Raw genomic sequence first — 24,359 nt, 5'->3', positions numbered from 1 at the left:
TCGAAGTTTTTTCAGTTTTTTTCAAAAATATTATTTCTCTCCAATACAAACCGACGAAAGTTCTGCACTGCAGGCGGCATAAATACACGTTCGTCATGGACCATAAACAGCACCTGTTCACAGTTTGGTGAGACAATTGGAAGAATTTTTACATCCAGCTTTAAGAGCAGATCCATGTACGGAACAATCGCAATCCCAAATCCCTGTGCAACCAGACCTGCAATCACTTGATCTTCTTCGGTCTCATAGGCAATATTCGGTGTCTCTCCAATATTCAAAAACATCTGATCGATCACACTGCGAATACCTGCACTTTTCTCAAAATAAATCTGTGGATACGAGACCGTCTCCTTCAGATCAATTGTATCCTGACCTGCCAGCGGATGGTTCTTGGGAGTTATCAATACCAGATTCTGCTTTTGCACCGGGGTCGCACTTAAATTTGCCTTTTCAGATGGCTGCGAACAAAATACCAAATCAAATTTTCTGCTCTCTAAACCATCTAAGAGTGTCTGCGTTGCCCCCGTATGAAAGGTAAATTGTATATCTCGCTCTTTATTTTCCCTCAAAAATTGCGCAGCCAGCTTCGGTATATACTCAATCCCTAACGTGCGAAGCATACCAAGGCGAATGACACCTTCTCCCTTTGCACTCCGATGAATCGAGGCAACTCCTGCATCTAAAGTAGATAACGTGTGCTCTGCACAGACAAGAAACTCTTCTCCAAATTGTGTCAATGTCGTATTTCTCCCATTTTTTTCAAACAGCGGAATTCCCAATTCCTTTTCCAGCTGTGTCACCGCATGGCTCAGACTCGGCTGTGTAATGCATAACTGTTCTGCTGCTTTCGTGTAATGTCGAACATGTGCCAGCGTGACGAAATAACGTATATAAGACAGATTCAATGATACCGCCTCCTTTCTTACCGTCAGTATATCACCGCATAATAGACATAGTCTATAGTTTGATTAAAACTATTTATTTGATTAATCACAAATAATTTTATACACTAGAAGAAGTTTGAAATGATTTTATTCACGTCAAAAACAAGAGACAAATGTTGTATCATAAGGAGGAAGGTCAAATGAAAAGACCAATCACAAAAGAAGAGCGCCCCATACTTTCCGGTGAGTTAGCTCTTGCAATTAACATTATCATCAACAGCTTCGCAGTAGTACTCATGCTGTATTCCGGTGCCGGAATTTCCGCGATTTCCAGCGTACCATTCGCTTTTTCGGAGGTGCTTCCCCACTTGTCACTTGGGACATGGACATACCTCTTTCAAGGACTTCTCGTCTTAATTTTGATGTTTTTGCAAAAACGCTTTGTCCCACAATACCTTTTTAGTTTTGTAGTCGGATTTTTATTCGGACAATTGGTGGATGTCCATGAACTTTGGATTCATATCCTTCCACAAACGTTGCCTTGCCGCATTCTTTATTTTATAATCAGCTATCTGTTACTCAGTGTGGGAATTGCGCTTTCCAACCGGTGCGGTCTGCCTATCGTTCCTACCGATCTTTTTCCTAGAGAAGTATCACAGATTTCCGGAATTCATTATCCAAGGATTAAAATTTCCTTCGATGTACTCTGTCTGGTAGTCACCGCATGTATGACAAAACTTTTTCTCGGACATTTGGACGGTCTCGGAATCGGAACTGTTTTAGCTGCACTTACCATTGGAAAAATGGTCGGGATTATTGGCAGCTGGCTGGATAAACATTTAGTAAACGCACCATAGTGCGTATATTGAATTCCCTCTAGTTATTTGAGAAAATAGACTCAACAAATGATACTTGTCAAAAAAGTTTAGTCTAAAAAATTTAGCCTAAAGTTTCGACAACATGGAGGTGGTCTATTACGAAAACTCAAACAGCTATAGTTGCACGTAATTGCCGATTACAGGAATGGGCTCAAATGATTCAGGATTGCCAGAATCGTCCGATCGGTGTAACTGTCAGTGAATGGTGCCAAGCACGGAAGGCAATCGGTAAATATGTGCACACTTACAACTTTGAACGTTGTCATTCTGCACTCAATAATCAAACACCGGCATCCTGCTATTATCCGATTCTGTTACTGGATGATCATGCAGCCTAAGGGGGGGATTTTCTCCCCTACCCAGTTACATATATCAGTTCATTATAAAAAGCTTAGATTTTTGTCTTGACAACTGAACCACTATATGATGTATCTTGATAAGCAGATTGTCCTATATGAGTATCAACCTACTCGTAATGCAAACCATCCAAGATCCTTCCTAAAGGAATTTCGTGGAGTCTGTATAACGGATGGCTACCAGGTTTACCACACGATTGCAGAAGAACGTGAAGACCTGAAGATTGCCGGACGTTGGGCACATGTGAGACGTCGCTTTGATGAAGCGGTAAAGGCTTTGCCGAAGGCGAGTCAGAAAATGTCACTTGCATATCTTGCATTAAAACAAATCCAAGCGATTTATCGTGAGGATAATAAACTCAAGGAGTTAGGTTCTGAGGAACGTTTGAAACATCGACAGCTGACTGTGAAGCCTCTGGTAGATGCTTATTTTGCGTGGGCAAAACAAAACTTGTTGTCTGTGATGCCAAAGAATAAAACAGCAAATGGATTCACGTATTCATTGAATCAGGAAAAATATTTGCGTGTGTTTCTTGAAGATGGTGATGTCCCACTAGACAATAATGCCGCAGAACAGGCAATCCGCCCATTCTGTGTTGGCAAGAAAAACTGGGTCATGATTGATACCATTGCAGGAGCTGAAGCAAGTGCAATCATCTATAGTATTGCTGAAACAGCAAAAGCAAACAATCTGAAACCATACGATTATTTTGAATATTTACTCACAGAGATTCCAAAACATATGGAAGATCATGATACAAGTTTCTGTGAGGATCTGCTTCCTTGGTCAGATAAGTTGCCAGAGAAATGTAGAAAGTAACTTATAAAATATGCCACTCTGATGAGTGGCTAATCAATTGATAGTACGCACTATGGTGCGTTTACACCACCACTTCAACATTAATATCTGAAACGTTTTAAACCGTATAACACAAGAAAACTGATTCCACCGTAATGGATCAGTTTTCTTTAAATAATGGCTACTTCATTTTTCTCTTTTTATAAAATCCTACAATCAAACCAAGACTAACAATCGCTATTAAAAACCATGCAACTATATTGGTTGTATCTCCAGTTTTTACCGTATTTATTATTTTCTGAATAGTATTTGGCTTATCAGGTTTTGAAGGTACCGGATCCTTTGGCTTATCTGGATTGTTCGGTGGTGTTTCTGGTGAAACCCATTCAGCTTTTGGCTCTATCGTTACATTATATTCTACACTCCCATTGATTTCAGATGGAATATTAACAAGGAATGGAGCAGATTCAAATTTATCTGTACCACTTTCCACATTTTCAATCTGTGCAATCAGATAAATTCCTTCATCCAATTCTCCAAAACTCGTGCGTCCTAAACTATCTGTTTCTTGCATTAAGCTGGAAATATCATTTTCCTTCGCAAATGCAAACAATTGTTTTGCCTGTTTTTCTCTTGCTTCTGCACTGGTATCTTGTAATGATATACCTGAATCTTTAAAACCATCTTCCCAGACCAGCTCATCATTTTTCATATATTGAATTGGAAATATCGAGAACTTTGCTCCGGAAAGAGTCACTTCTTTATCCGAACTATTTCTTCCCTTGTAACTAATTTGAATGCTTCCTGTTCTACTTCCTGCTTCAGCATGGATTGTTGAAATATCTATAAAATTACCGACAAGAAAAAGCAAAACGAATAAAATAATGTGAATACTTCTTATCTTCTTTCTCACCTTACTTTCCTCCTTTTTCTATCTCGTATACTATAAATTATAGCTATCATCAGCCCTATAAAAATTACTATAATTGTTACAATCAGCACTTTAGCAGTAAAAGATAACTCTGGTTTTATATTTGTATCAGGTTCTTGCTTTGTTGCCTCTTCATAAGGTATTCTCTCTCCACGAACTAAAAGTCTATGTGTGTTGATTGCAAATGGTGTACAAGTAACAAGTGTTGCATAATCCTTACCTGGTTCAATGGACAAGCTATCTGTCTCTTGTGGCAAAACCGTTAATATCTGATCAATCTGATATGCCAGTGTTTCATCTAAGACTTTAATGTAAAAAATATCCCCTACTTCCAGTTTATCCATATTGGTAAATAGTGTTTTTGTCGGAAGACCTCTATGTCCAGTCAGAACTGTATGTGTACTTTCTCCACCAACCGGAAGAGATGTACCCCAGAAATGTCCGACACCTGCCTGTAACACAGCTTCACTTGTTCCATGATAGATTGGAAGTTCTACATTAATCTTAGGAATGCGAATGTATCCCATCATTCCAGAACCATCTACGTTTAACAGGCTCTCATAGCGAGCATCTATTTCCACATCTTCCTGCGAAAATGGATCAATCAAATCAATATTTCCCAGCATTTCCTTATTGTATGCTCTCGCATCTTCCAGCATTTGCTCTTTTTCTGCCTTACTTAACTTTACGCTTTCCTCATCATAATAGGATACAACTTTGGAACCATTCTTTTCATTCAAGTATCTGCTGTATGTCGGATATAATAACACGGCGAATGCAACCAAAAGCACAAGTAAACGAATAATATCTTTTATTGTAATCTTACCTTTTTTCTTACTTTTCATTGCATTCTCCCTATCGTTATATCGGAACTACGGCTATCCAAAAGGATATCCGCAGATTCCATTTATTCTGTCTTATGTTTCTTGCCCATTATTCTTAACATTATGCTGCTTTTCTTTTATCACGGATAAAGCTTACTACTACACCAAATACAAGGATTGCAGCGATAATACCAAATGCGATTGCACCTTTACCACCAGTTGATGGAAGAAGAGAACCTGTACTGTTTTCGATATCGATGATCTTATCAGCTTCGTCATTGTCATCTTTGGAAAGAGTCCATGCTGTTTCATCACCTGTTGTACTCTTTGTAATGACAATTTTTACATCTTTGGCCAGTTTGTTATAACCCTCTGGAGCTTTTGTCTCTACTAAATAGTATGTTCCTTCTGCAAGACCATTGACATGAAGATTGTATTCATTCTCGCCAATTTTTGTAGCCGCAGATTCAAATACTGTGTTTTCAGATGTTGGATCTACTACATAGTTTCCGTTTGTTCCAGTAACTTTAATAGCCTGTCTTGTATCCGCATCTTTATTATATTCTGTTTCTGTATAAAGGCTGAATTTTGCACCTGCTAATAATCCAGATGTTTTATGATCTGTTTTCTTAATGTTCAGTGGATATGTAGGTGTTTTTGCTTCACTTGGTGTTGTCTCTGTTGTATTGTCTGGATCATTACCATATTCCAATTTAGCGCTGTTCTTTTCTGCTACAACAGCCTTATCATTTACTTTTGCATAATATGTTACATTAAATTCTTTGCCTTTATTTCCCTGATTCTCTCTAACCCATGAGGACAGGTCAAGTGTCATCTTTCTATGATTGACTGCATCCAGTGTTGCTGTTGTAGGTGCTTTAGATTCATCTGTTACATCTGTATCTTTAAAAGCAACTGTAACCTTAACTGTTGTAGCATCTTCTGCAAGTGCAGTTCCATTAACATCATTCACAAAATCAAGACCATTTGATAATGTATCGTTAATTTTGTATGTATACTGAGCATATCCTGTAGTATCCGGAATAGAACCTGTTACTGTATAGGTAACTACATTTCCGATTTCTACTGAAGTTTTGTCTGCCTTTTTCTCGATGCTTGGAGCTTCACTTTTCAGATTAACTGTAGCTGAATCAGAGTCAACTGTTACTAATGAAGCCTGAATCTGTTTTCCACCGGTTACATATACAAGATAATAACCGTATGCTAAGTTTGAAAAATCATAAGAATCTTTGTTTGTATCTGTGAGTTTTTCAGAGTTTGCTGTTGCTGTTACATTATTTGTTAATGCGTAAGTTGTAAATGCATTGGCAAACTTCTGTACTTCAGTAGAGTCATTTTCTCCAAGTTTTGCTACTTCATCCGCATAATCTGCATCTGTAGAAGTGTCAGTAATAGTGCTACTTCCAAGTGCTGATTTAATTGCATTTTTGTAACCAGTTGCAGTATTTATCGTATAAGCATAGTTCTTTGTAGCTCCACTGCCAGATTCTGTTACATCAAATAATTTATACAGGTAAATTGTCTGTCCGGTGAGTGTCTGTCCATCTTTTACATTTACTGTAAGTGTTCCTTTTGTTGCTCCTTCTGCGGCAAATGCTGTGACAGACATAGCCATCATCATAATCGTTGCTAGCATTAATGCCATGATTCTTTTCATTCTCTTCATAACTATTGTCTCCTTTTCTTGAGAATTTTTTCTATAGTTTTTCTGCTTTTTTATTTTCCTTGCATTTTTTATATCTCATTACGAAATATACCAGGAAAAGCAGAACAGCTATCAGGTAAATCAAATAGCTTCCGTATCCTCCGGTATCCGGAAGACCTGGGAAATGTCTATTAGTTATTGTGAAGGTAAATCCATCTGGCGATTTATCTATCGTTGTTGTATAACCATCCACCTTTGCTTCTGTGATGGAATACGTGTAATAATAAATTTCATCTCCATCTGTCTTGTATGCCGGGAGTTCCTTTATCACCTCCTGCCATTTAGATTTATCGATAGAACCTTCTATTTTGTAACTCTCGTAACCTGGTACTGGTTCTGTCGTTTCATTTCCTGCCTTATCTTTCCAAGTACGTGATATTGTTACCGTAATACTGTTTGGTCTTGAATGATCAAAATTGTTTAAATCTTTCCAAACTTTATTGATCGTCAGCTTGATGTTCTCATCACATGGATCCTGTGACTCGGATGGTTCCGGTGTATCACTATCTCCCGTGTTCAATGTTGTTTTAGTATCTGCCATCAATACTGCTTTTGCTGGTGATTCATAGGCATTAAGATCTGCTTTCACTGAATCACTCTTGCTTGCCAGAACAGCATTCTTTAAAGTCTCAAAGGTCTTTACCGGATTCATGTGTCCTATTGTATAAATATCCCATCCGCTTGCATCATCCTTTTCATGACTGCTGTTCAAGATACTATTATTCTTTTCAATTTGATCTAATGATTGATCCAGTTTTCTATAAATACGATAATTGTTCTTTTCGCCTTCCACCTTTTCCTGGCTATTGAAGTCATATACCGTATCCAGTTCACTTTTTCCACTAAATGGTCCAACAAGATCTTTTGTTCCCCGAACCACATCACAGTAATACATGTTGTTGTTCTTCAAAAGTCCTTCATCGTTGAATCCAACAAAGCCACCACTTCGTCCGTCTTTAGCATCACCATCATTGTTATTTCCGGCTCCACCGGCATAGACATCATATCCTTGACTGACACCGTAGACATTACTATCTGTGATTTTTGTTCGATTCGCCTTGATCAGACTCACACTGATATTGGATTTGGCATCATTATCATTCAAAAGTCCATTTTCATCGCATGGAAGTTTGATGGATGAATCTCCAATCGTAATAATTGCAAGGTCTGTCTGTTGATTGTTATCCGTTGACTTTTTTGAAAGTCCTACAGAAATATCCACTCCAAGCAGATTTACATGAAGCAGTTTGCCATCATACAGCGCATCCACTTTGATGATTCCAAGATTAATCTTCAGAAGATCGGAATCCTGGATTTTATCCAGATATAGTGCTTTTACAAGTTGATTAACAACTGAGAATATTACATTCACTGCTCCTGAATCCAACTTCAAATCTGCAAGATAAGCGAAACTTGTTCGTCCTGCAAATCCACCGGCTGTTCCACCTGACGCTACCTGTTTCAGTCCAATTTTCTGGTTTGTCTTGTCACCTGCTGTACAATTCGACATTCTTGCAAGATTTGCATATCCGATAAATCCTCCGGCAATCTGCTCATCTCCATTTGTACTCTGCACAGTGTAACCATCATCAGTTCCTGTAACTGCACAGTCATCAATGTGAGAACCAAAAATGTCCATAACTCCAAGAGCTCCACCCAGTAACTGTCCTGTATTGTCTCCAATAACGTCTATCTTGTCTGCCTTAACTACTCCACTCTTTCCAGAATAGCCGACAAATCCTCCGACACTATTTAAACCTCTTACATTACTTAATTCTGTTACTTTACTGTTTTTCACAGAACCATTTAGCAATGAGCCGCCAAAACCTCCGGCTGTTCCACTATAGGTAACCTGATTGTTCTGTCCGGATTTTATCGCTGTGTTTGCGCTGACACTTAAGCCAGCATCCTTACTTCCGCTTACAGTTCCGTAATATACATAGCTTCTAAACGCATCCAGCACATCGGTTCTTCCAAGCTTTAATAATTTATCAAGAAGCGAGGTCTCATTTCCTGCACTGATATTGGCAACTCCGGCTACATCTGCGATTCCGAAGCATCCTCCGGCATATTCACCTGCTACTACAGAACGAATATTCTGTACAGAGACTCCTGCCTCTTCCGTATCTTCCGTATCTTTCTCACCGAGTACAGTTCCTTCCAGATTTCCGGCAAATCCTCCAGCTGCTTTTGCATAAGAAGTGTTATTACTTCTACTTGCGTAAGCACCATTTACGATGATTCCCCAGTCATCCCAGGATTCCACATCCGCATAACGGATAGTTGCGACTGTGGCATTTAATACTTTTATCAAATCTGCCGGTGTACTTAACAGTTTATTCAGAAGCTGGCTGAGCAATCCTTCTCCTGCAGTTGGATTCAGTGTTGCTACACTTCCTGGTCTAGAGCTTCCGACAAATCCTCCGACATAGCTTCTTCCGTCAACTCGTCTCAGCTTTGTGACCTTGCAGCGTGCATCATTTTCGCCCCAGATCTGCCCACCGATCAGTTTTCCTACATAACCTCCGGCATAACCGCAGGTATCCTTGTCATCTACACCTTCTGACTGGACAATCAGTCCACTCTGATAACCCTCTACCGAAGATTTCTTAATCACCGGCACAAAGACATTAAGCACCTGTAGCATTCGTCCTAATTGTAGATTAAGACCAAGGATATCAACTCCTCCAAGCTTTGCTGCTCCGCCGTTTATCATTTCTCCCGCAAAACCGCCGGCGCATCGAAGCCCTTTAATTGTCTTCGCCTGATAAGCCTGTCCATTTGTAATGGTTCCAGTCTGCATCGAACCAACATAGCCACCGGCGGCTCCGCCATTTGCCAGTTTTATCTCATCCCGATAATTTACTCTTCCTGCTACGACATTGTATCCGTAAGCATATTTTCCAATAATCTTATCCAGTTCTTCTTGACTTTTTACTGTTCCATTCGCAGCAAGGTCACTTCCGTAACCACCTTTTTTACCGACAAATTCTACCCAATCATTCCAAGTTTTATAATCCATCAAGGCAAGCGGACCATAAACTGCCGTATTTTCTTCCGTTGGATAGACAACGCTGAGTGCTCCCAGGATGTTATCTACTTTTACCAGTCCCCACAACAAGGACAGGTTTCCGGTACTTGCCGTATCTGCTGACTCCATAAGTCCTGTGAAGCCACCAGCGATTTCTTCTCCGTATACCGAGCGGATTCTTACTGCTTTACAAGTACTTGTTGGTCCGGTATATTCTTCTTTACTTTTCCATTTCTTTGTATTGTTTCCCCAGATGTGACCGCCTTCATTATGTCCTGCATAACCTCCGGCCATACCTCGTTGTACTTGCTTTGTGGAGGCCGCATCTGCACGAACTGCACCACCACAAGGAATACATGTTGTGGAACTGTTTCTGATCGTTGGTACAAAATCCTCAGCAACAGATGCTAATGCACTTTCTGCATTAACAAGTCCGCCTAAAATAGTTGCGTCTCCAAGAACATTTGCAACATTTCCTGGCTGCAAGTCTCCCACATAACCACCAGCCGTAATCTGACCAATGATATAAGAGAAGTTATTTGCATTGGAATCCTGAATGTGCCCACCAGAAATCTTTCCGGCAAATCCACCGGCATCTCCAAGAACATCATTTGCTGAGGCATCGGATGCAGTATTTTTCCAAGAAGCCTTTACTGCAAATCCTCCAACATTTCCTGTGACATTTGAATGCTCAATTGTAGAAACAACGACATTCAATGCATCCAGCACATTATTGATTCCTATCGATTTACCAAGTACGCTCAAACCTTTTCCAACGGAAGCTGCAGAACCAATATCCATATATCCGATATATCCACCAGCATATCTAGCACCTGTTACCGCATATGTGCTTTTGTTTTCATCATAGTATGTTGGCGCTTCATTGGCTTCTAAATCCTTCGGTGCCTTCACCGTTGTGTGCTTCAGGTTCGTAACATCACAGTAACTTACCTGAACACCGCTTCCGTAACCGATAAATCCTCCGGCACTTCCAGAATTGCTATCGTCTGTTTTCATTTTGTTGGCAGTAACAGTAAATCCGTTGTCTGACTTGACTCCGGCATACTGTACATATGGAATGTAGGCATTGATCAGGTTCAGCAAATCTCCTACATTAATATTCAGCCCCTTGATACCTCCAAGAATGCTGATTCCGCCTCCAGCATCTGCCAATGCTCCGGAGTAAACATTTCCACCAAAGCCTCCTGCATAAGATTGCCCGTTTACATGATCCAGATTATACACAGAATAATAGTTACCTTCTCCTGCATCCTGGTTGTTAACCGTTCCACTCTGGAAGTTTCCGGCAAAACCGCCTGCTGTATCTGCAGCAACTCCGCCTTTATCAACATAAGTAACCGTGCACTCTGTATAAGAAGGAAGCAAGTACGTGACAGCACCTAACAACTTATTTGCATTTAACAAAGCCTTAACATCCGCTTCACCAGCTACATCTGCAAGCCCTCCGGTCTGTGAAGAACCTACAAATCCTCCTGCAAAACCATCTGTATCATTTGCTGTTACTTCTTTTAAATTTTTCACATCGGACTTAATGATCTCACAGCTGTTACTCTTTCCGATGAAACCACCGGCCGTATAATCCACTACTTCGCCGTTGGAATTTGTACCTGTTGCTTGTACAGTCATGCCTCCTGCGATGCCATTTACATGAGCTTCGTTGATTTTGACTCTGACACCTTCTGCCACAGAAAGCAGATTTTCTACTTTCAGCAAGTTGTTCAGTCCTAACAGATTCAAAGTCAGTCCGTTTCCACCTGCCAGATCTCCTGGACCTGCACAACCGATAAAACCACCGACTCTGTTTTTTGCCGAAACAGATTTTACCTGATTTAATGTTACAGTATCCACATCTCCACCAACAGCCTCACCAAGTGCTCCGCCGGCATAATTTTCTTTTGCTTCTACTGTATATCCATCATTTACTCCCGTCACTGTTACATGATGCACAGTAAATCCAAGGAAGTTTCCGATTCCAAGCGTATTATTTAAAAGTCCTGTGACATTTGCTGTTGTTACACTTCCGGCAATACCCCCGGCACGATTTTCACTTGCCGTAACTGTTTTTAATCCTGTGAGCACATTATCTCTTTGGGCTACACTGCTCGCATCTCCTCCGCCATGTTTCCAATACGGAAGTTTATTTAAATATTCGGAACTGGATTCTGCAATATAGACGCCATCACCGCCACCAAGAATACCACCGGAATAGCTCTTACCAGCCTCAACTGAAACTGATGAACAATCCATGTTACATCCCAAGATTGCTGATGGTGCAATTCCTACAAGTGACAAGAGCATACCTGCTTTTTCCGGATCACTCGACAAAAGACCTGTCAACAAGTCTTTCACTGTTGTTAAAAGGCTTGCATCCTTGACTTCTTTATTTCCAAGGTTTGTAATCCATCCAACTGTTGAAATACCACTCACACCACCGGCATAACTTCCGCTTGCTTTAACTGCAATGCTTCCGCTCGCTCCACAGTTGACTGCATAGCTGTTGGTCTGTGCTCCTACAATACCACCTTGATAATTTTCACCAGATACTGAGACATTACATCCTGTCAGATTGCAATTTAACAAGATACTCTGTGGCTGCATTACTCGAATAAGTTCAACACCTACATCACTTAACAAACCTCGGATTTTTGCATCTCTGCTGATTCCTGCAAATCCTCCGCCGTATTCTTTTGCCGTTACAGAATAACTACTGTTTTTCACGGAGCAGTCAAAGATTCTTGTTCCTACCTGCTGTCCTACAAAACCACCTGCATAATCTTTATCCGCAGCTCCGATAGTTCCTGCCAGATTCTCTACATGACAGTATTTGATATTTACATTTTTGTATCCAGTAGGGATTAAACTACCAACCGGCAATGCATTGTCCAGAAGAATTGTGATCAAATCTCCAAGCCCAAGTCCCGGAATTGCATTTAACAATGATGATAATGCATTCACCGTTACTCCAAGAGCTTTTGACAATCCGTCATACTCTGTTACACCTTCTGTATAACCGACAAACCCACCAGTACGATCATTAATATTCGAAACACTGACTGTTCCTGTCACATCACAGTTTTCAATGGAAACATCACCCACTAGCCTTCCGGCAAATGCCCCTGTTGCATAAATCGTCGGATCCTTTGCTCTTGCATTTAAAAGTGCTGATAATGTATCTCTCAAATTCAGGTTTACGCTTCCAAATGTTAAAACTCCTACTAATAAATCAACTACACCACCTACAAGCCATCCAAGCCCTGATGTGAGTCCACTTATTATAGTCTGTGTATTTTTATGCGTATTCGTATTGTTTTGTACATTTACATTTTGTAATTCCAGGTTTGATACAGAGACCGTTCCGGCGCTGACACCAATGTTGTTTACATTCACCTCATTCGTAACTGTTCCAAAAAAACCAATTCCTATATATTTAGAACCATCCATTTCTTCTGTCTGGTTCACATTCACATTAGAAATTACAGGTCTTCCAGTTGCCAGAATACTGTTCTCATCTGCTAACTTCGTCTCGCCGCCGGAAAGCTTGGCACCGACGATATCACCAGATACCATAAGTGGTGTCCACAGATCATCTTCTTTATTTGAGTTCACACCATCCTTGGATAAGTCAATATCTCGAAAAATGATGTAATTTGCATTGGATGAATATTTTAAACCACCATATTCTTGCTTTAACTTCATCAGACTCGCTGTTTCATTGTCAGGTAACCCTTGGTCGTTAACGCCACATAAACTACCAGTTCCTACTGTAAGACCACCCAATAATGTCCCTAACAGTCCACCTACTCCCTTCAACAGGCCCGTAACAATATCATCGCTTGTCAAATCGACATCTGCCAGCTTATACTTACCATTATCTTTATAATATAGATACGAGTTATCACCTTTCACTGTATCTGGCTTTTGTTGGAATCCAGAAAGATGGGTAGTTGCCCCTTCTGCAGCAACAGCATTAAGTCCAAGATCCGCATCGCCTGGATAGTATGGTGTGTAGAAAGGCTTTCCGCCAAGTAATCCGCTTACTAACCCCTGACGGTAATAAACATACAGTCTCGGAGTTACGCTCTTATTGCTTCCAATCGCCCGCAACTGTGACTCATTTCCGATCAGAATATATTTCTTCCCGGAAACTTCTACATATAATTGTCCCGGTTTTGTTCTTCCATCTGCATGTTCACCATCTAGCCACTGAACTCCATTCGCTGATTTTTCTGTCAATTGATCTGCAACCAGTTCTGGCTTATCCGAATTAAACTTCTGCGATAACACATAATTATGAGACTTACTATAAGTCAGATACTCCTGATCTTCTCCATCCGGGTAAATCATCTGCCCCATACCAAACTGTGGTGCATCATAATCTAATGTCATAACAGGTTCTGTTTCAGATTCTTCCTGTGCAAGTACCATTAACTGATATGGATTATATATGTAGATTGTATCCGTTTCCTTATCATACAGCGTTGGTGTTTCGTTTTCTTCTAGTTTCGTGCCTGTGATAGTTCCGGTAAATGAATCCGGTACTGACCAAATCTGTTCCGAGTTCATCTGGATGTCATTCATCAAAATGTACTGGGCATCTGCACCGTATTTCAGCTCTGTGCCTTCATTCTTTACTACTTCTCCAGAACCAATCTTTCCATCCTTATCACCTGTGTAAATATAAGCATCTGAACCAATCTGTTTTAATTGTTCATAATTATAAATGCATATTTTACTATCCTTATAATAAGCATCTATATTATCTGTTGATTCCGCTTTAACATTTCCACCGGACGATTCCGATTCGTCATTTTTCGAGTTTTCACTTGTTTCCTCCGATATCTTAGATTCGGATTCCGTGGTGCCATTTATTTCATCTGAAACTGTGGACTCGGTTGATACTTCACCATTACTCTTATTGGCATCATCAGAAAGTGTCACTTGACTAGTGTTGGTACCCGATGGATTTACGTCTGCCGCATCCGCAATATTCACTTGAGAAAATAAGATAGCCATACATAGTATTACTGCGATAATTCTGTTCTCTATCCTTCTTTTTTTCTTCATATCTGGACCTCTAATCGGAATAAAAATTCCTACCATTTACTCAATATTGCATTCTAATATCTAGAATGATTTTTTAGCATAAAATAACTAATTTTATTATAATATCCGTTAAAATTTCTTTCATTTTCATCAAATACCTACTGGGCTTTTTCCTTACTCTTCTCTGTTTGATTCTACTTTCTGCACCCACTCTTTTTGCATAGCCGCAGCAAAAAAACATTGAAGCAATTTCATGGAAAACGCTCCACATTCAGCATTTACAATCATCCTTACCGCCTCGGCATGTTTCAGTTTTCGTTTATATGGTCGCTCACTGACCAAAGCATCATAGGCATCCACCAAACCGACCACCTGAGCACAAAGCGGAATCTGATCTCCCTTTAAACCGTCCGGATATCCAGAGCCATCAAATCTCTCATGGTGATGTCGGCAGATTTCATAGCTGTACTTATTCAATTTCTCTGTTGTCATACCATTCGGAAATCTCAATGTCATCTCTGCACCGGTAATTGGATGCTGCTTCACGACTTCCATCTCGTCTATCGTTAATTTCCCATTTTTATTCAATATTTCTATCGGTACCCGGATTTTACCAATATCATGGATTGGTGCCAGGTGTGATACATTTTCAATCTCTTCTTCGGTAATTCCAAATTCCGGATAATTTTTCTGCAGTTGGCGATAAACCTGCTCCGTATAAAAACTAATATCATCCTGATGTTCCGTTTCCACCAGATTATTATGATTCAATACCGCAACAAGCAAAGAAACCATATCCCAATACTGTTTCGTGATATTCTTTTCTTTCTTCCGCAATTCCTGTTCCATATTAACAATCGTATCTGGAATGACCTTCGCATTATGTAATGTGAGAATGGCAATATTCTCCGTCTCATCTACATATCTTTTTGCTTCCATCCAAATATAAGAATCTGCTTCATTATCACATATTCTGCGGTAGGACATATCATCTTCCATACAGCCGTCTACTAAGTGTTCCGTAAGCTTTTCGCTTGTCAAAAATCGTCTTAACTTCTGGCGATCCTGTTCATATACATATTGTTCTGTGTACTTCCTTATAAACTCATCATAGGTAGCTGAATCACTTACTTTATCATAGACTTCATGTACGTGGGAATAAATACATTCATATGTTTGATCCTTTAAATTCAATTTTATAACTACATAAAAACGTCCAAAATATTCATCTTTGCCCGGCTGAATAATATCTGATATTTTCACATTTTCCAGCCTGTTATTATAAGTGTTCTGCAGATCCAGTAACACCTTATGTACCTTGCAGCAATCTGAATAATTTCTGGAACAGTATCCGTCCTTCTCCAGACATCTGCTAATTGCCATTGTTGACTCTGTACAGTTAATAACGTCCATAAGAGAAATTTCTTCCGGTCGTTTTTCCAGCATATAGCCTCCATTCGATCCCTCTGCCGCTTTAACAATTTCTTTTTCTTTTAGTTGCTTTGTTACTTTAGGAATATAACTTGCCGGAATATTTAATTCACGAGATAGTTCTGCTGTAGTTATTACCTTATTTTCTGATGCTAGATAACATACGATTCTAATGGCATAATCCGTTGTATTTGTAAGCTGCATAATGTCACCCTCTCTATCCGTCCCCAATAATGATTTTTATCCTGAACATTTTTCTTGTTTCTTTCATTGTAAAAAGGAAGAATCATACTTCCAGGTTCTTCACTTCACAAGCACAATTCTTCCTTTTTGCCTTAATGATATTTTCTTTTTACTTTTCTGAAAAATACCATGCTTCCAATGCCAATCAGTAAAACCACAATCAGCATCATAATCCAGCTATTATTCTGAATATTTCTTCCGGTTACGGGCGGTGCCACGGTTGATGTATTTGTAAATTGGATATCTTCCGTTCCTGTTGCTGCCATTGTAAATGATGCTGCTTCTCCAACGGTTTTCGATCCACCATTTATCGAGTATGACACCTCGAAGTTTGTTCCCGGTGCTGTCTCCGTAACGGTATATGTCCATCCTGTCGGTAAGCAACTGATATCTACAGATTCATCTTTTTTCAATGTAAAGGCTGCCTGATTATTTGTGAAAGTCAGTTTTTCTGCTGTTCCATTTCCTTTTTCAATAACAGCTGAAAGATATCTTCTCCCAGTGTCGTTTCCTGTCTGGGAAGCTGTTTCTCATTATTCTGTTCTTTCTCAACCTGTTTCTTTTTCATGTTTCATTCCTGCTTCATATCAACTTAGATAATCAAGGTATTCTTTTATGGACTGGTTAAAGTATAGCACTTGTTTTTTGCAAAAATAATACAGAGAATAGGAAGATATTTTCACGTTTTGCTACAAAAAGTTTGTAGTTATCGGTTTTTCGCAAAAAAAGAAACCATACCGTAGAGATATAGTTTCTCTTTAAATTACAGTGTTTCTGCCATTTTGAATAAAACGATTCCATTTCTAACAGCCAGCATCTCAGCAGAATTCTTGAAATCAATGCCAGAAATATCTCTTATTATTTTCAATCGCCCTGAAAGAGTACGATAATTTACATAGAGTTTTTCAGCTGCTTTATTCGCACTCTTATCACAGTCCAGATACACCTGCAGCGTTTCAATCAGTTCTCCATCATGTTCTTTATCATGTGTGCTTTCTCCACCAACTGGAAGAGATGTACCCCAAAAATGTCCGACATCTGCCTGTAACACAGCTTCACTTGTTCCATGATCAAGTGCTGTCAGGATTGCTTGCTGTGCACATCTATTCGGTCTGAATCCGTAGCTATGGTCATGGAACTGTTCCTCATAGATTGGTGTTAAGACCTGTGCAATGGCTTGTTGTATGAATCTGTCTGTTACTGTTGGTACTCCCAGGTTTCTGACACCACCGTCTGGCTTTGGTATCTCCACTCTTCGTACTGGTTGAGGTTTATATTTTCTTGTCCTCAACTGTTCCTTGATAATTTCGCCGTCCTTTACAAGATGTTCTTTAAGTTCTGTGTACTTCATTCCGTCCACTCCCTCGGCACCTTTATTTCGTACGACTTGCAGATATGCTCTGTTGAGATTATCGCTGGATAGTATCTGCTTCATTAGACTACTTGTGTCCATGCGTTCTTTCCTTTCCGTCTCGCTTGATTTGACCACCTTTTTCCCGATTGATTACGGCAGATGTTGTCATTTCTGCAATACGAGACATACTCAAACTTATTGATTGTTCGCCCCTTCGCTCCATCTCCATTACAGAGACTTCTTCGCTACTATGGGCTCGGCTGACTTCTCACAGTTCGTTGTTACTAGGCTAATGAAACCTCTGTGAGACCTCCACGCTTAAGGTGCACGCTCTTTCCTCTCATATATCCGCCACATTTACTCGGTTCCTACAAACGGCAACTTTACGGCTTTGTCTTATTTAGCAGACTTACCAAGCGGAACCTAGCCTCATATGTGATTTCTGTCCGTCGGACCAAGAGTTTGCTTACAGCTTCCTTCAGATTCTACCTTACGATAGACACCCTTGCTGTTCAGCTATACACTTCCTTGTCGCCTAGGCGTGTTCGGGACTTTCACCCGTTAGAGCGCGCCCATGGCGCGCAAACTAAAATATCGCCAGCCATAGCATGGCTGACGATACAAAAATTTATTATTTTTTATTGTCCTCTTGACGGGGATCATACCATTATTATAGTGGTTTATTTTTTTATTCCAATGCAACAAACATGTAAAATGTCTGATGTATTTTTGCAAGTTTTGTTCCATAGCAGTGTTTATCTTATTTTCCGTCTTCTTCTGAAAAACAGAATCATGATAATACTTATGGCAAATAGTAACCATACATGCCTGCTTGTTCTCAGACGAACCCCTGTTTCCGGTATTAATTGTGTGTTTTCGTTTGTGATTTTTAACTCAATCACGTCTCCTCGTGCAGCCTCAATCCGCTGTTTCATGACAGCTGTATTTCCATTCGATGTTGCCTGCACTGGATTTGAATACTTATCATTCTCTTCTTTTTTAGAAATCGAAACAGCGTATTTTGATGTATCAACAGTTTCTGTTATTATGATATCCGAAGATATATCTACATTTTTTAATGTAACTTTATCTCCATGTTTCAAAGAAGTTCTAATTGTCTTGCTACGCAGCTTTTGACCATCTTCCCAATAGAGAATTTCCATATCAAATGGCTTCTTGCGGTTTCCAAGTGGACCAGTGACTTCCTTTGTAATCTCAACCGTCACCCCGCCTTTTTGCGGATGATTGACGATATGTCTGTCCGAAACAGCTCTCCAGGTATTTGTCATCGGTGATTTCTCATATAGGAATAAAATATCGGATTCTACATCGACCATATATAAATTAAAGTTATCCTGATACTGTGTTTTGGTTTTATCTGCTTTGTCCTTTTTGTTTGGAGTAACAGATTCTACCATCCAGTATCGTCCGTTCTCAAAGTCCTCCGGTAATTGAAGCATTCCATTTTCATCTGTTTCTAAGGAACGATACGTCGTACACGTTTTTCCATCCTTTTTCAGAACGATATCGTCCTTACTCTGTGTATTGTCATAATCTACTGTATATCCTGTATCATCCGCATATTTTTTCGTAACATCATCATACGGTACTTTGTAGAACAGAAAACCTGCACCAGCAAGTCGGTTTCTTGGAAGATCATCCGTCTTTAAGAAACTTCGTTCAGCAAGATTGAAATGCAGATTCTGCACTTCCAGTTCCATCTTGGAAACATCCTTGAACTCATTCTCATCCTTCGGGAATATTTGTTGTCCATTTGAATCGAAATACTGAATCTCTGGATAAATAACTTCATAATATAGGAAACCATCCCCGTATTCCAAAGAATAATGTGTCTTTCCTATCTCAATTTCTTCCACCTTATATTCCACCGGATTTCTGTCCTGGAATAGTGGAATATTGTCGACTGTGTGTTCCCATCCGTTCTCTTCATTCAGCAGGAATTCCTGTCCTGTAGAAATTCCATTCTGATACAATCTGATTTTCACCTGTTTTTCCGTCAGTGCATCATTTGGATTTTCCCATGTCTTTTTTATATGCAGAGTGCCTGTTTTAGCAAAATTTCGGATATTAAGGCTGGTATCTCCCCGCTGAAGCAGAACAGATTTTCCGTCTATCTTACCATCAACTGGTGCCTTAACAGCCTCCTGATTTTCGTTAGCCTTCCTATCCACCAGTTTTGCATCAGTGATTTTGAATGCTCCATTGGCAATCTCAACTGTGATCTGTATATCTCCTGTGTCTACATATCCCGTTGGTAAGTTTGTCTCTCGCAACAAATACGTCTCAGTTGCTGTTCGATTCTGTTTGTTCTCATCTTGTAACGGAATATGAAGTTGTGCGATTCCGTATTTATCAGTTGTTACCGCTTCCTCCTCAACACCGTTCTTACTAACAGCAAAATTGATCTTCTCCATTCCTTGTCCGGTAGACTCATCAAATTTGTTCAGTGTGAGTATTCCCTCTTTCTGATAACGGTTCTCCAATTCAATAGTAAGAGTTTCACCACCGCGTCCAATTCCACGTCCTGTGAATTTAATTCCACTTTCTGGATATGCTTCCCATGAATTTACATTATCTCCTTCTTCATGAGAATTGCGAACATTGTACCAACCTGAAAATTTCACATTCGAATCTTTTGGCTTATAGTTGTACTCTTTTAATGTGTATTTCCAGAATGAGTCCGCCTTAACGATCCACGTACAGCTTGTATGTGTTTCATCTGTCCATGTACCTACAACTTCTATTGGAGCATCCTCCGCTTGCGGAGCTTCTGCATCCGGTTTCTGGCTATCTTCTGAAGGAAGCACAAGTTTCATATGCTCATGAAATGCAGGTGGCTGCGGTTTTCCATCTAAAAGCTTTTCATCCATATCTACCTGGATATAATAATCTTTCTTGACTTCCTCTATTGCTTCCGGCATTCCGACAAAATCTTTCTTTACTGTCAGGTAACCATTTTTTGCTACAATACGTCCGTCAATATGCCACCCATCGGACATTTCACTTTTGAAAGAATACCAATAAATGGTGAAGAATTCGGTATCTAATTTCGATGGCGGAATCTCCCTGTCTCCGATACGAATCATACGTCCGCTTTCACGAATTGTCTGGAATACCTCTTCATCGGAAGGAATTCTATCTATCTTGTAGATATAGTCTCCATTTCCAATATATCCCTCATCTGGTTTAGTTCCCTGCAAAAGTTCTTGCACTCTCTTATTTCCATCCGCATACTGTTCCCACGTAGATGGATTCTTATTTCCAAGAACTGGAACATCATGCAATATACTTGCCTTCACATTACAGTTTGCCACGGCAACCGCACTTGTATAATCGTCTACATTCGTGGTTGGTAATGCTACCGAACCATCTTCCGGCATCGCTGACTTACAGATATAAAACTGTACCTGTTTTCGATTTTGGTTACTCACCTTACGCCACGCTGCATAGAGGGTGATTGGCTGTCTTGCATTATTATTTATAAGATCAGAAATAGAATCCCCTGCACCGCATTCCTGCCACTTTCCGTCTTTGTTTCTGTAATCCCAATGATCGAATTCATACTGTTCCAACTCTTTGCTGTCATTATCTTCATGATCATAAACCAGAGGATATGGTGACTTAACGTTATGTTTTCCAGCTTCTATTTCATTCTCATAATCATCTGTATGTCTTGTCTTATTCTCAACCTGAGGGGTCAACTTAGCTTCCTTAGGAAGTTTCTTCATATAACGAGTTGTATTATAGATAACCCTGACTGCCCCAGACTCCAGCGGTTTGTCTGCGATCACCTCATAAGATGAGTTAACATTCGGAATTTCAAATTTTACCTTATCATCTCCGGACGGTTCCGGAAGAACCTCATTTTCGTCCCTGTCATTAGATGTACAACTCCAGACAATCTCCTTGCCATAATACTCACCTTCTAAACTTGCCCTCTTTGGTACTTCCACAGTATATGCTTCCCCATGGCCTACATACTGTCTCTTAATCGCCTCTCTTTTGGTCAGGTTCAGTGGATCCAACACTTCAATCAGATGAAAACTTCCCTCTACACTGAAATGTCTTCCTGCCAGCCCAACCTGAGAAGAAAGTCCTGTCAAACGATCAAAATAATTTTCGATTCTGTCTGGATTCAGTGGGTTTGGCTGTGAGAAATAATAGACAGATACATCTTTCCCGTTTTTCAGGACAGGAATATACCATGTACCATCGTTGTCCTTATAAGGGTGCTGTACAAACACACGGCTGTCTGTCGCATAACCAAACAGAATCTTCTCTTTCTGATCTGCGCCGGGCTCCAGCTTGCTCGGAGTGAAACCAAACTCACTGTAAATTTTAGAAATCGTATCATCTGGTTTAGCTCGCAAATAATAACGACTGGCTCGGCCACTGTTTGCTTTGATTATGTAATGCTGCTCAGCATTGAGGTTCTTTATCAGCTTATAATGTCCATCGATAAATACATAAAAACTGATATTTGCTTCTTTTGTTGCTGCCGGTTTTTCTGTATTATCAGGAACAATCACATATGGACGTACTGCATCATCTGGCTTAATAGTAAAGCTCATGGTATGCTCTGCTTCATTTTTACTCCATGTAACTGCTGAAAGAGTACCATCTTCCTCTCTGCATTCCCAGTTTATATCCTGCGTTTGTTCTTCTACACGCGGCTTTGTACTAACTGTTCTTGTAAGTGTTGACTTTCTTGCAACAAAATCAATTGCCGGAAGATCACGCAAAGCTGTTTGGCTGTAAACCTGTCCATCGTCATCCTGTACTGTCACACTGTAAAAACCGTTATATCTATCATCGTCGTATTCTAGTAAGGTCTTTGCACTCATTATGGCAATATCCTGTCCGTCTGGCAGGTAATACACATCCATCGGCTCTCCGGACTTTCCTATATAAATACATTCATGACCTTCTATCGTGTATTTCCCTGCATTATGGATTGTATCGTAATCTCTCTTGGAATAATAAAAACGCTCTTTTGCTCCATTTTGAATAGAACCATCGTAATGGAATTTTTCAAAATGCTTTTTTAACTCATCATTAGAAATATAATAATAAACTGTTCCCGGCTTTGTTGTAGTATCTTTTATAACAGGAATTTCTTCGTTTAGAACATTATATCTCTCATTATTTACAAAAGTATAGAATTTAATGTTCAAGGTTGCTGGTGCAAAAGTGTTGCATGCAACCGTATATGGTTGCTCTATCTTCCCAATAGAAAAGGTTAGTTTATCGCCCTGTTTTACCGGAGAAATTGTTTTATTTTCATCCTCACTGGCACAAAGCCAATCGCTTTCCTTCGTATCTCCTGGATCAACGGAAATTGTGACCGCAGAATCTTTCTTATAGTAACTCACAGTTCGATTTCCATCCGGATTGATCACTGTAACCGAATAGAAACTGTTCTTATTCTGCTTAATCTGGTCTGAATTATTATCCGGAATTTTTTCGCCATCAGATGCTCCTTTTGGCATATAATAAACGTCTGTTGGTACAGTTGCTTCCTGCTTGTCCAGGTTATAAGATACATATTGCTGTCCTTTATAAGTTACCACTGTCGCCTGTGCTAATGTCTTCTCACCACGGACTGTATATGGAAAATAATTTCCGGACTGTGTTTCCTCTGCATTCAAGCCGAACTCTCTATAAATCTCAGCAAGATCACTGACAGATAAATAGCATCTGCCCTGATGGTTCCATTTATACACCTTTTTCAGAGAATCAGCCGGCAGCTTTCGAACCTCATTGTCTGCATATATATAAAACTGAATGTCAAAGGCTGTCTGATCCGCTCTCTGGATCACATAAGACTGTGTGATTTTTCCAATTGCGAATCTCGTCTGGTTCCCCGATTCCCGTATACCATCTATCACCTTATCGTCTGTTCCCATACAGGTCCATTCGATCTGGTCTGTCTGGTCTGGCAATTTGGGATTAAAGTCAGCCACAGCTTCTTCCACTACAGTTCCTGTTAATGCATAACGAATCCGATCCTGCCCTTCGCCCTTTACCTCTACGGAATAAAACGAATTGTCCTTTTTTACAGAATCTTTTAAATTTAATGCAACGCCTTTTCCATTTGGAAGGTAGTAAACATCTACCGCTTCCCCTTGTTTATTCTGGCCATAATTGTAAGAAACATAGGTCTTTCCGGATTCTGTGTCTGTATAAACTTCTCCGTATTCTATCCTGCTTTTTCCCCGGTATGCAGATACAAACTTTTTTATCGCATCCGGATTCTGACTCTCGCTGTTTTTCACAAATCCAAATTCTTCATATATCCGGAGCAGGTCCTCAATGGAAACACCATGATAGGTAGTTCTTCCGTCTTTCCATGTTGCAATGCCGGTAATGTCATTATGCTGAAGCTTTACCTTGTTTCCATCAATAATGACATAGAAATCAATATCAAATCCTTCGGAAATCTCCTGAAGTTTCGGTGATTCCTCTTGTGCAATCTGCTCCTCGAAGGCTTTTTCTTCTTCTGAAAGCTCTCCCTGGGATGGAGTAATTTCTTCCTCCGGAATCTCTTCTAATGGCGGGGTGATTTCCTCTCCAGGAGTCTCTTCTGATGGCGAAGTATTTTCTTCTTTCGACGTCTCTTCCGACAATGATGTACTTTCCTCCGGAATAAAATCTTCTGTGCGCATTTCACCCTCTTGAGTACTATTTATATTTGGAATATTCTCTTCTTCCACTGAAACTGCCAAAACTGTCGTTCCTGCGCTATTCATGCACAAAACCAATAAAAGTGTCCAGGCTATCCATCTTAGCCATCTCTTTTTCCTCTTCACACAAATTC

The 24,359-nt window shown here is 39.9% G+C and carries 12 protein-coding genes and 2 pseudogenes; 3 read left to right on the top strand and 11 right to left on the bottom strand.

Annotation, left to right across the window (positions count from 1 at the left end; translation table 11 throughout):
• Nucleotides 1–11 precede the first annotated feature (11 nt).
• Nucleotides 12–905 (bottom strand): LysR family transcriptional regulator, encoded by an 894-nt coding sequence (locus AC6I5B_RS01500; RefSeq protein WP_044986756.1) that lies wholly within the window; start codon nucleotides 903–905, stop codon nucleotides 12–14.
• Between the two features lie 179 nt (nucleotides 906–1,084).
• Here AC6I5B_RS01500 and AC6I5B_RS01495 point away from each other — a divergent pair, with 179 nt between their 5' ends.
• From AC6I5B_RS01495 to tnpC, 3 genes and pseudogenes are all read left to right on the top strand, one after another.
• The gene (locus tag AC6I5B_RS01495) at nucleotides 1,085–1,741 is read left to right on the top strand and encodes a DUF6198 family protein (protein ID WP_044986753.1); all 657 of its coding nucleotides are present in this window, start codon (nucleotides 1,085–1,087) and stop codon (nucleotides 1,739–1,741) included.
• A gap of 176 nt (nucleotides 1,742–1,917) precedes the next feature.
• Nucleotides 1,918–2,100 (top strand): integrase core domain-containing protein, encoded by a 183-nt coding sequence (locus AC6I5B_RS01490; protein WP_071144636.1) that lies wholly within the window; start codon nucleotides 1,918–1,920, stop codon nucleotides 2,098–2,100.
• Nucleotides 2,101–2,188: 88 nt separating this feature from the next.
• A pseudogene (tnpC, locus tag AC6I5B_RS01485) lies at nucleotides 2,189–2,938 on the top strand (IS66 family transposase); the annotation flags it as partial.
• Nucleotides 2,939–3,098: 160 nt separating this feature from the next.
• On the opposite strand, the gene AC6I5B_RS01480 reads toward tnpC, so the two are convergent.
• The 10 genes and pseudogenes from AC6I5B_RS01480 to AC6I5B_RS01435 form a co-directional block, all read right to left on the bottom strand.
• On the bottom strand, nucleotides 3,099–3,830 hold the full coding sequence (locus tag AC6I5B_RS01480) for a pilin N-terminal domain-containing protein (protein WP_004611744.1): 732 nt from the start codon (nucleotides 3,828–3,830) through the stop codon (nucleotides 3,099–3,101).
• The gene (locus AC6I5B_RS01475) at nucleotides 3,827–4,693 is read right to left on the bottom strand and encodes a class C sortase (RefSeq protein ID WP_004611743.1); all 867 of its coding nucleotides are present in this window, start codon (nucleotides 4,691–4,693) and stop codon (nucleotides 3,827–3,829) included. Before AC6I5B_RS01475 ends, AC6I5B_RS01480 begins: the two co-directional genes overlap by 4 nt.
• A gap of 100 nt (nucleotides 4,694–4,793) precedes the next feature.
• Nucleotides 4,794–6,359: a SpaH/EbpB family LPXTG-anchored major pilin gene (locus AC6I5B_RS01470; protein WP_004611742.1), complete on the bottom strand. Its 1,566-nt coding sequence runs from the start codon at nucleotides 6,357–6,359 to the stop codon at nucleotides 4,794–4,796.
• Between the two features lie 31 nt (nucleotides 6,360–6,390).
• Nucleotides 6,391–14,514, bottom strand: coding sequence for a Cna B-type domain-containing protein (locus tag AC6I5B_RS01465; protein ID WP_497773556.1), 8,124 nt, complete (start codon nucleotides 14,512–14,514; stop codon nucleotides 6,391–6,393).
• Between the two features lie 153 nt (nucleotides 14,515–14,667).
• The gene (locus AC6I5B_RS01460; protein ID WP_118110411.1) at nucleotides 14,668–16,128 is read right to left on the bottom strand and encodes an Rrf2 family transcriptional regulator; all 1,461 of its coding nucleotides are present in this window, start codon (nucleotides 16,126–16,128) and stop codon (nucleotides 14,668–14,670) included.
• A 131-nt stretch (nucleotides 16,129–16,259) separates the two neighbouring features.
• On the bottom strand, nucleotides 16,260–16,613 hold the full coding sequence (locus tag AC6I5B_RS01455; RefSeq protein WP_226972280.1) for a DUF7601 domain-containing protein: 354 nt from the start codon (nucleotides 16,611–16,613) through the stop codon (nucleotides 16,260–16,262).
• The gene (locus AC6I5B_RS01450) at nucleotides 16,610–16,735 is read right to left on the bottom strand and encodes a hypothetical protein (protein WP_004842243.1); all 126 of its coding nucleotides are present in this window, start codon (nucleotides 16,733–16,735) and stop codon (nucleotides 16,610–16,612) included. Before AC6I5B_RS01450 ends, AC6I5B_RS01455 begins: the two co-directional genes overlap by 4 nt.
• Before the next feature lie 195 nt (nucleotides 16,736–16,930).
• Nucleotides 16,931–17,251: a helix-turn-helix domain-containing protein gene (locus AC6I5B_RS01445; protein ID WP_497773761.1), complete on the bottom strand. Its 321-nt coding sequence runs from the start codon at nucleotides 17,249–17,251 to the stop codon at nucleotides 16,931–16,933.
• Nucleotides 17,236–17,620 (bottom strand): annotated as a pseudogene (locus AC6I5B_RS01440) (group II intron reverse transcriptase/maturase); the annotation flags it as partial. The gene AC6I5B_RS01445 and the pseudogene AC6I5B_RS01440, both read right to left, overlap by 16 nt.
• Nucleotides 17,621–18,276: 656 nt before the next feature.
• A complete protein-coding gene (locus AC6I5B_RS01435) occupies nucleotides 18,277–24,351 on the bottom strand; it encodes a SpaA isopeptide-forming pilin-related protein (protein ID WP_497773555.1) in 6,075 nt (2,024 codons plus the stop codon).
• Between the last annotated feature and the right edge of the window lie 8 nt (nucleotides 24,352–24,359).

This window comes from Faecalimonas nexilis (genome assembly GCF_059731825.1).
This window is presented reverse-complemented; position numbering and strand designations above follow the sequence as displayed.

Coding starts and splice junctions, on each gene's coding strand:
- AC6I5B_RS01495 (WP_044986753.1), top strand. CDS start 1,085: ATGAAAAGACCAATCACAAAAGAAGAGCGCCCCATACTTTCCGGTGAG.
- AC6I5B_RS01490 (WP_071144636.1), top strand. CDS start 1,918: ATGATTCAGGATTGCCAGAATCGTCCGATCGGTGTAACTGTCAGTGAA.
- AC6I5B_RS01475 (WP_004611743.1), bottom strand. CDS start 4,693: ATGAAAAGTAAGAAAAAAGGTAAGATTACAATAAAAGATATTATTCGT.
- AC6I5B_RS01470 (WP_004611742.1), bottom strand. CDS start 6,359: ATGAAGAGAATGAAAAGAATCATGGCATTAATGCTAGCAACGATTATG.
- AC6I5B_RS01465 (WP_497773556.1), bottom strand. CDS start 14,514: ATGAAGAAAAAAAGAAGGATAGAGAACAGAATTATCGCAGTAATACTA.
- AC6I5B_RS01460 (WP_118110411.1), bottom strand. CDS start 16,128: ATGCAGCTTACAAATACAACGGATTATGCCATTAGAATCGTATGTTAT.
- AC6I5B_RS01450 (WP_004842243.1), bottom strand. CDS start 16,735: ATGAAAAAGAAACAGGTTGAGAAAGAACAGAATAATGAGAAACAGCTT.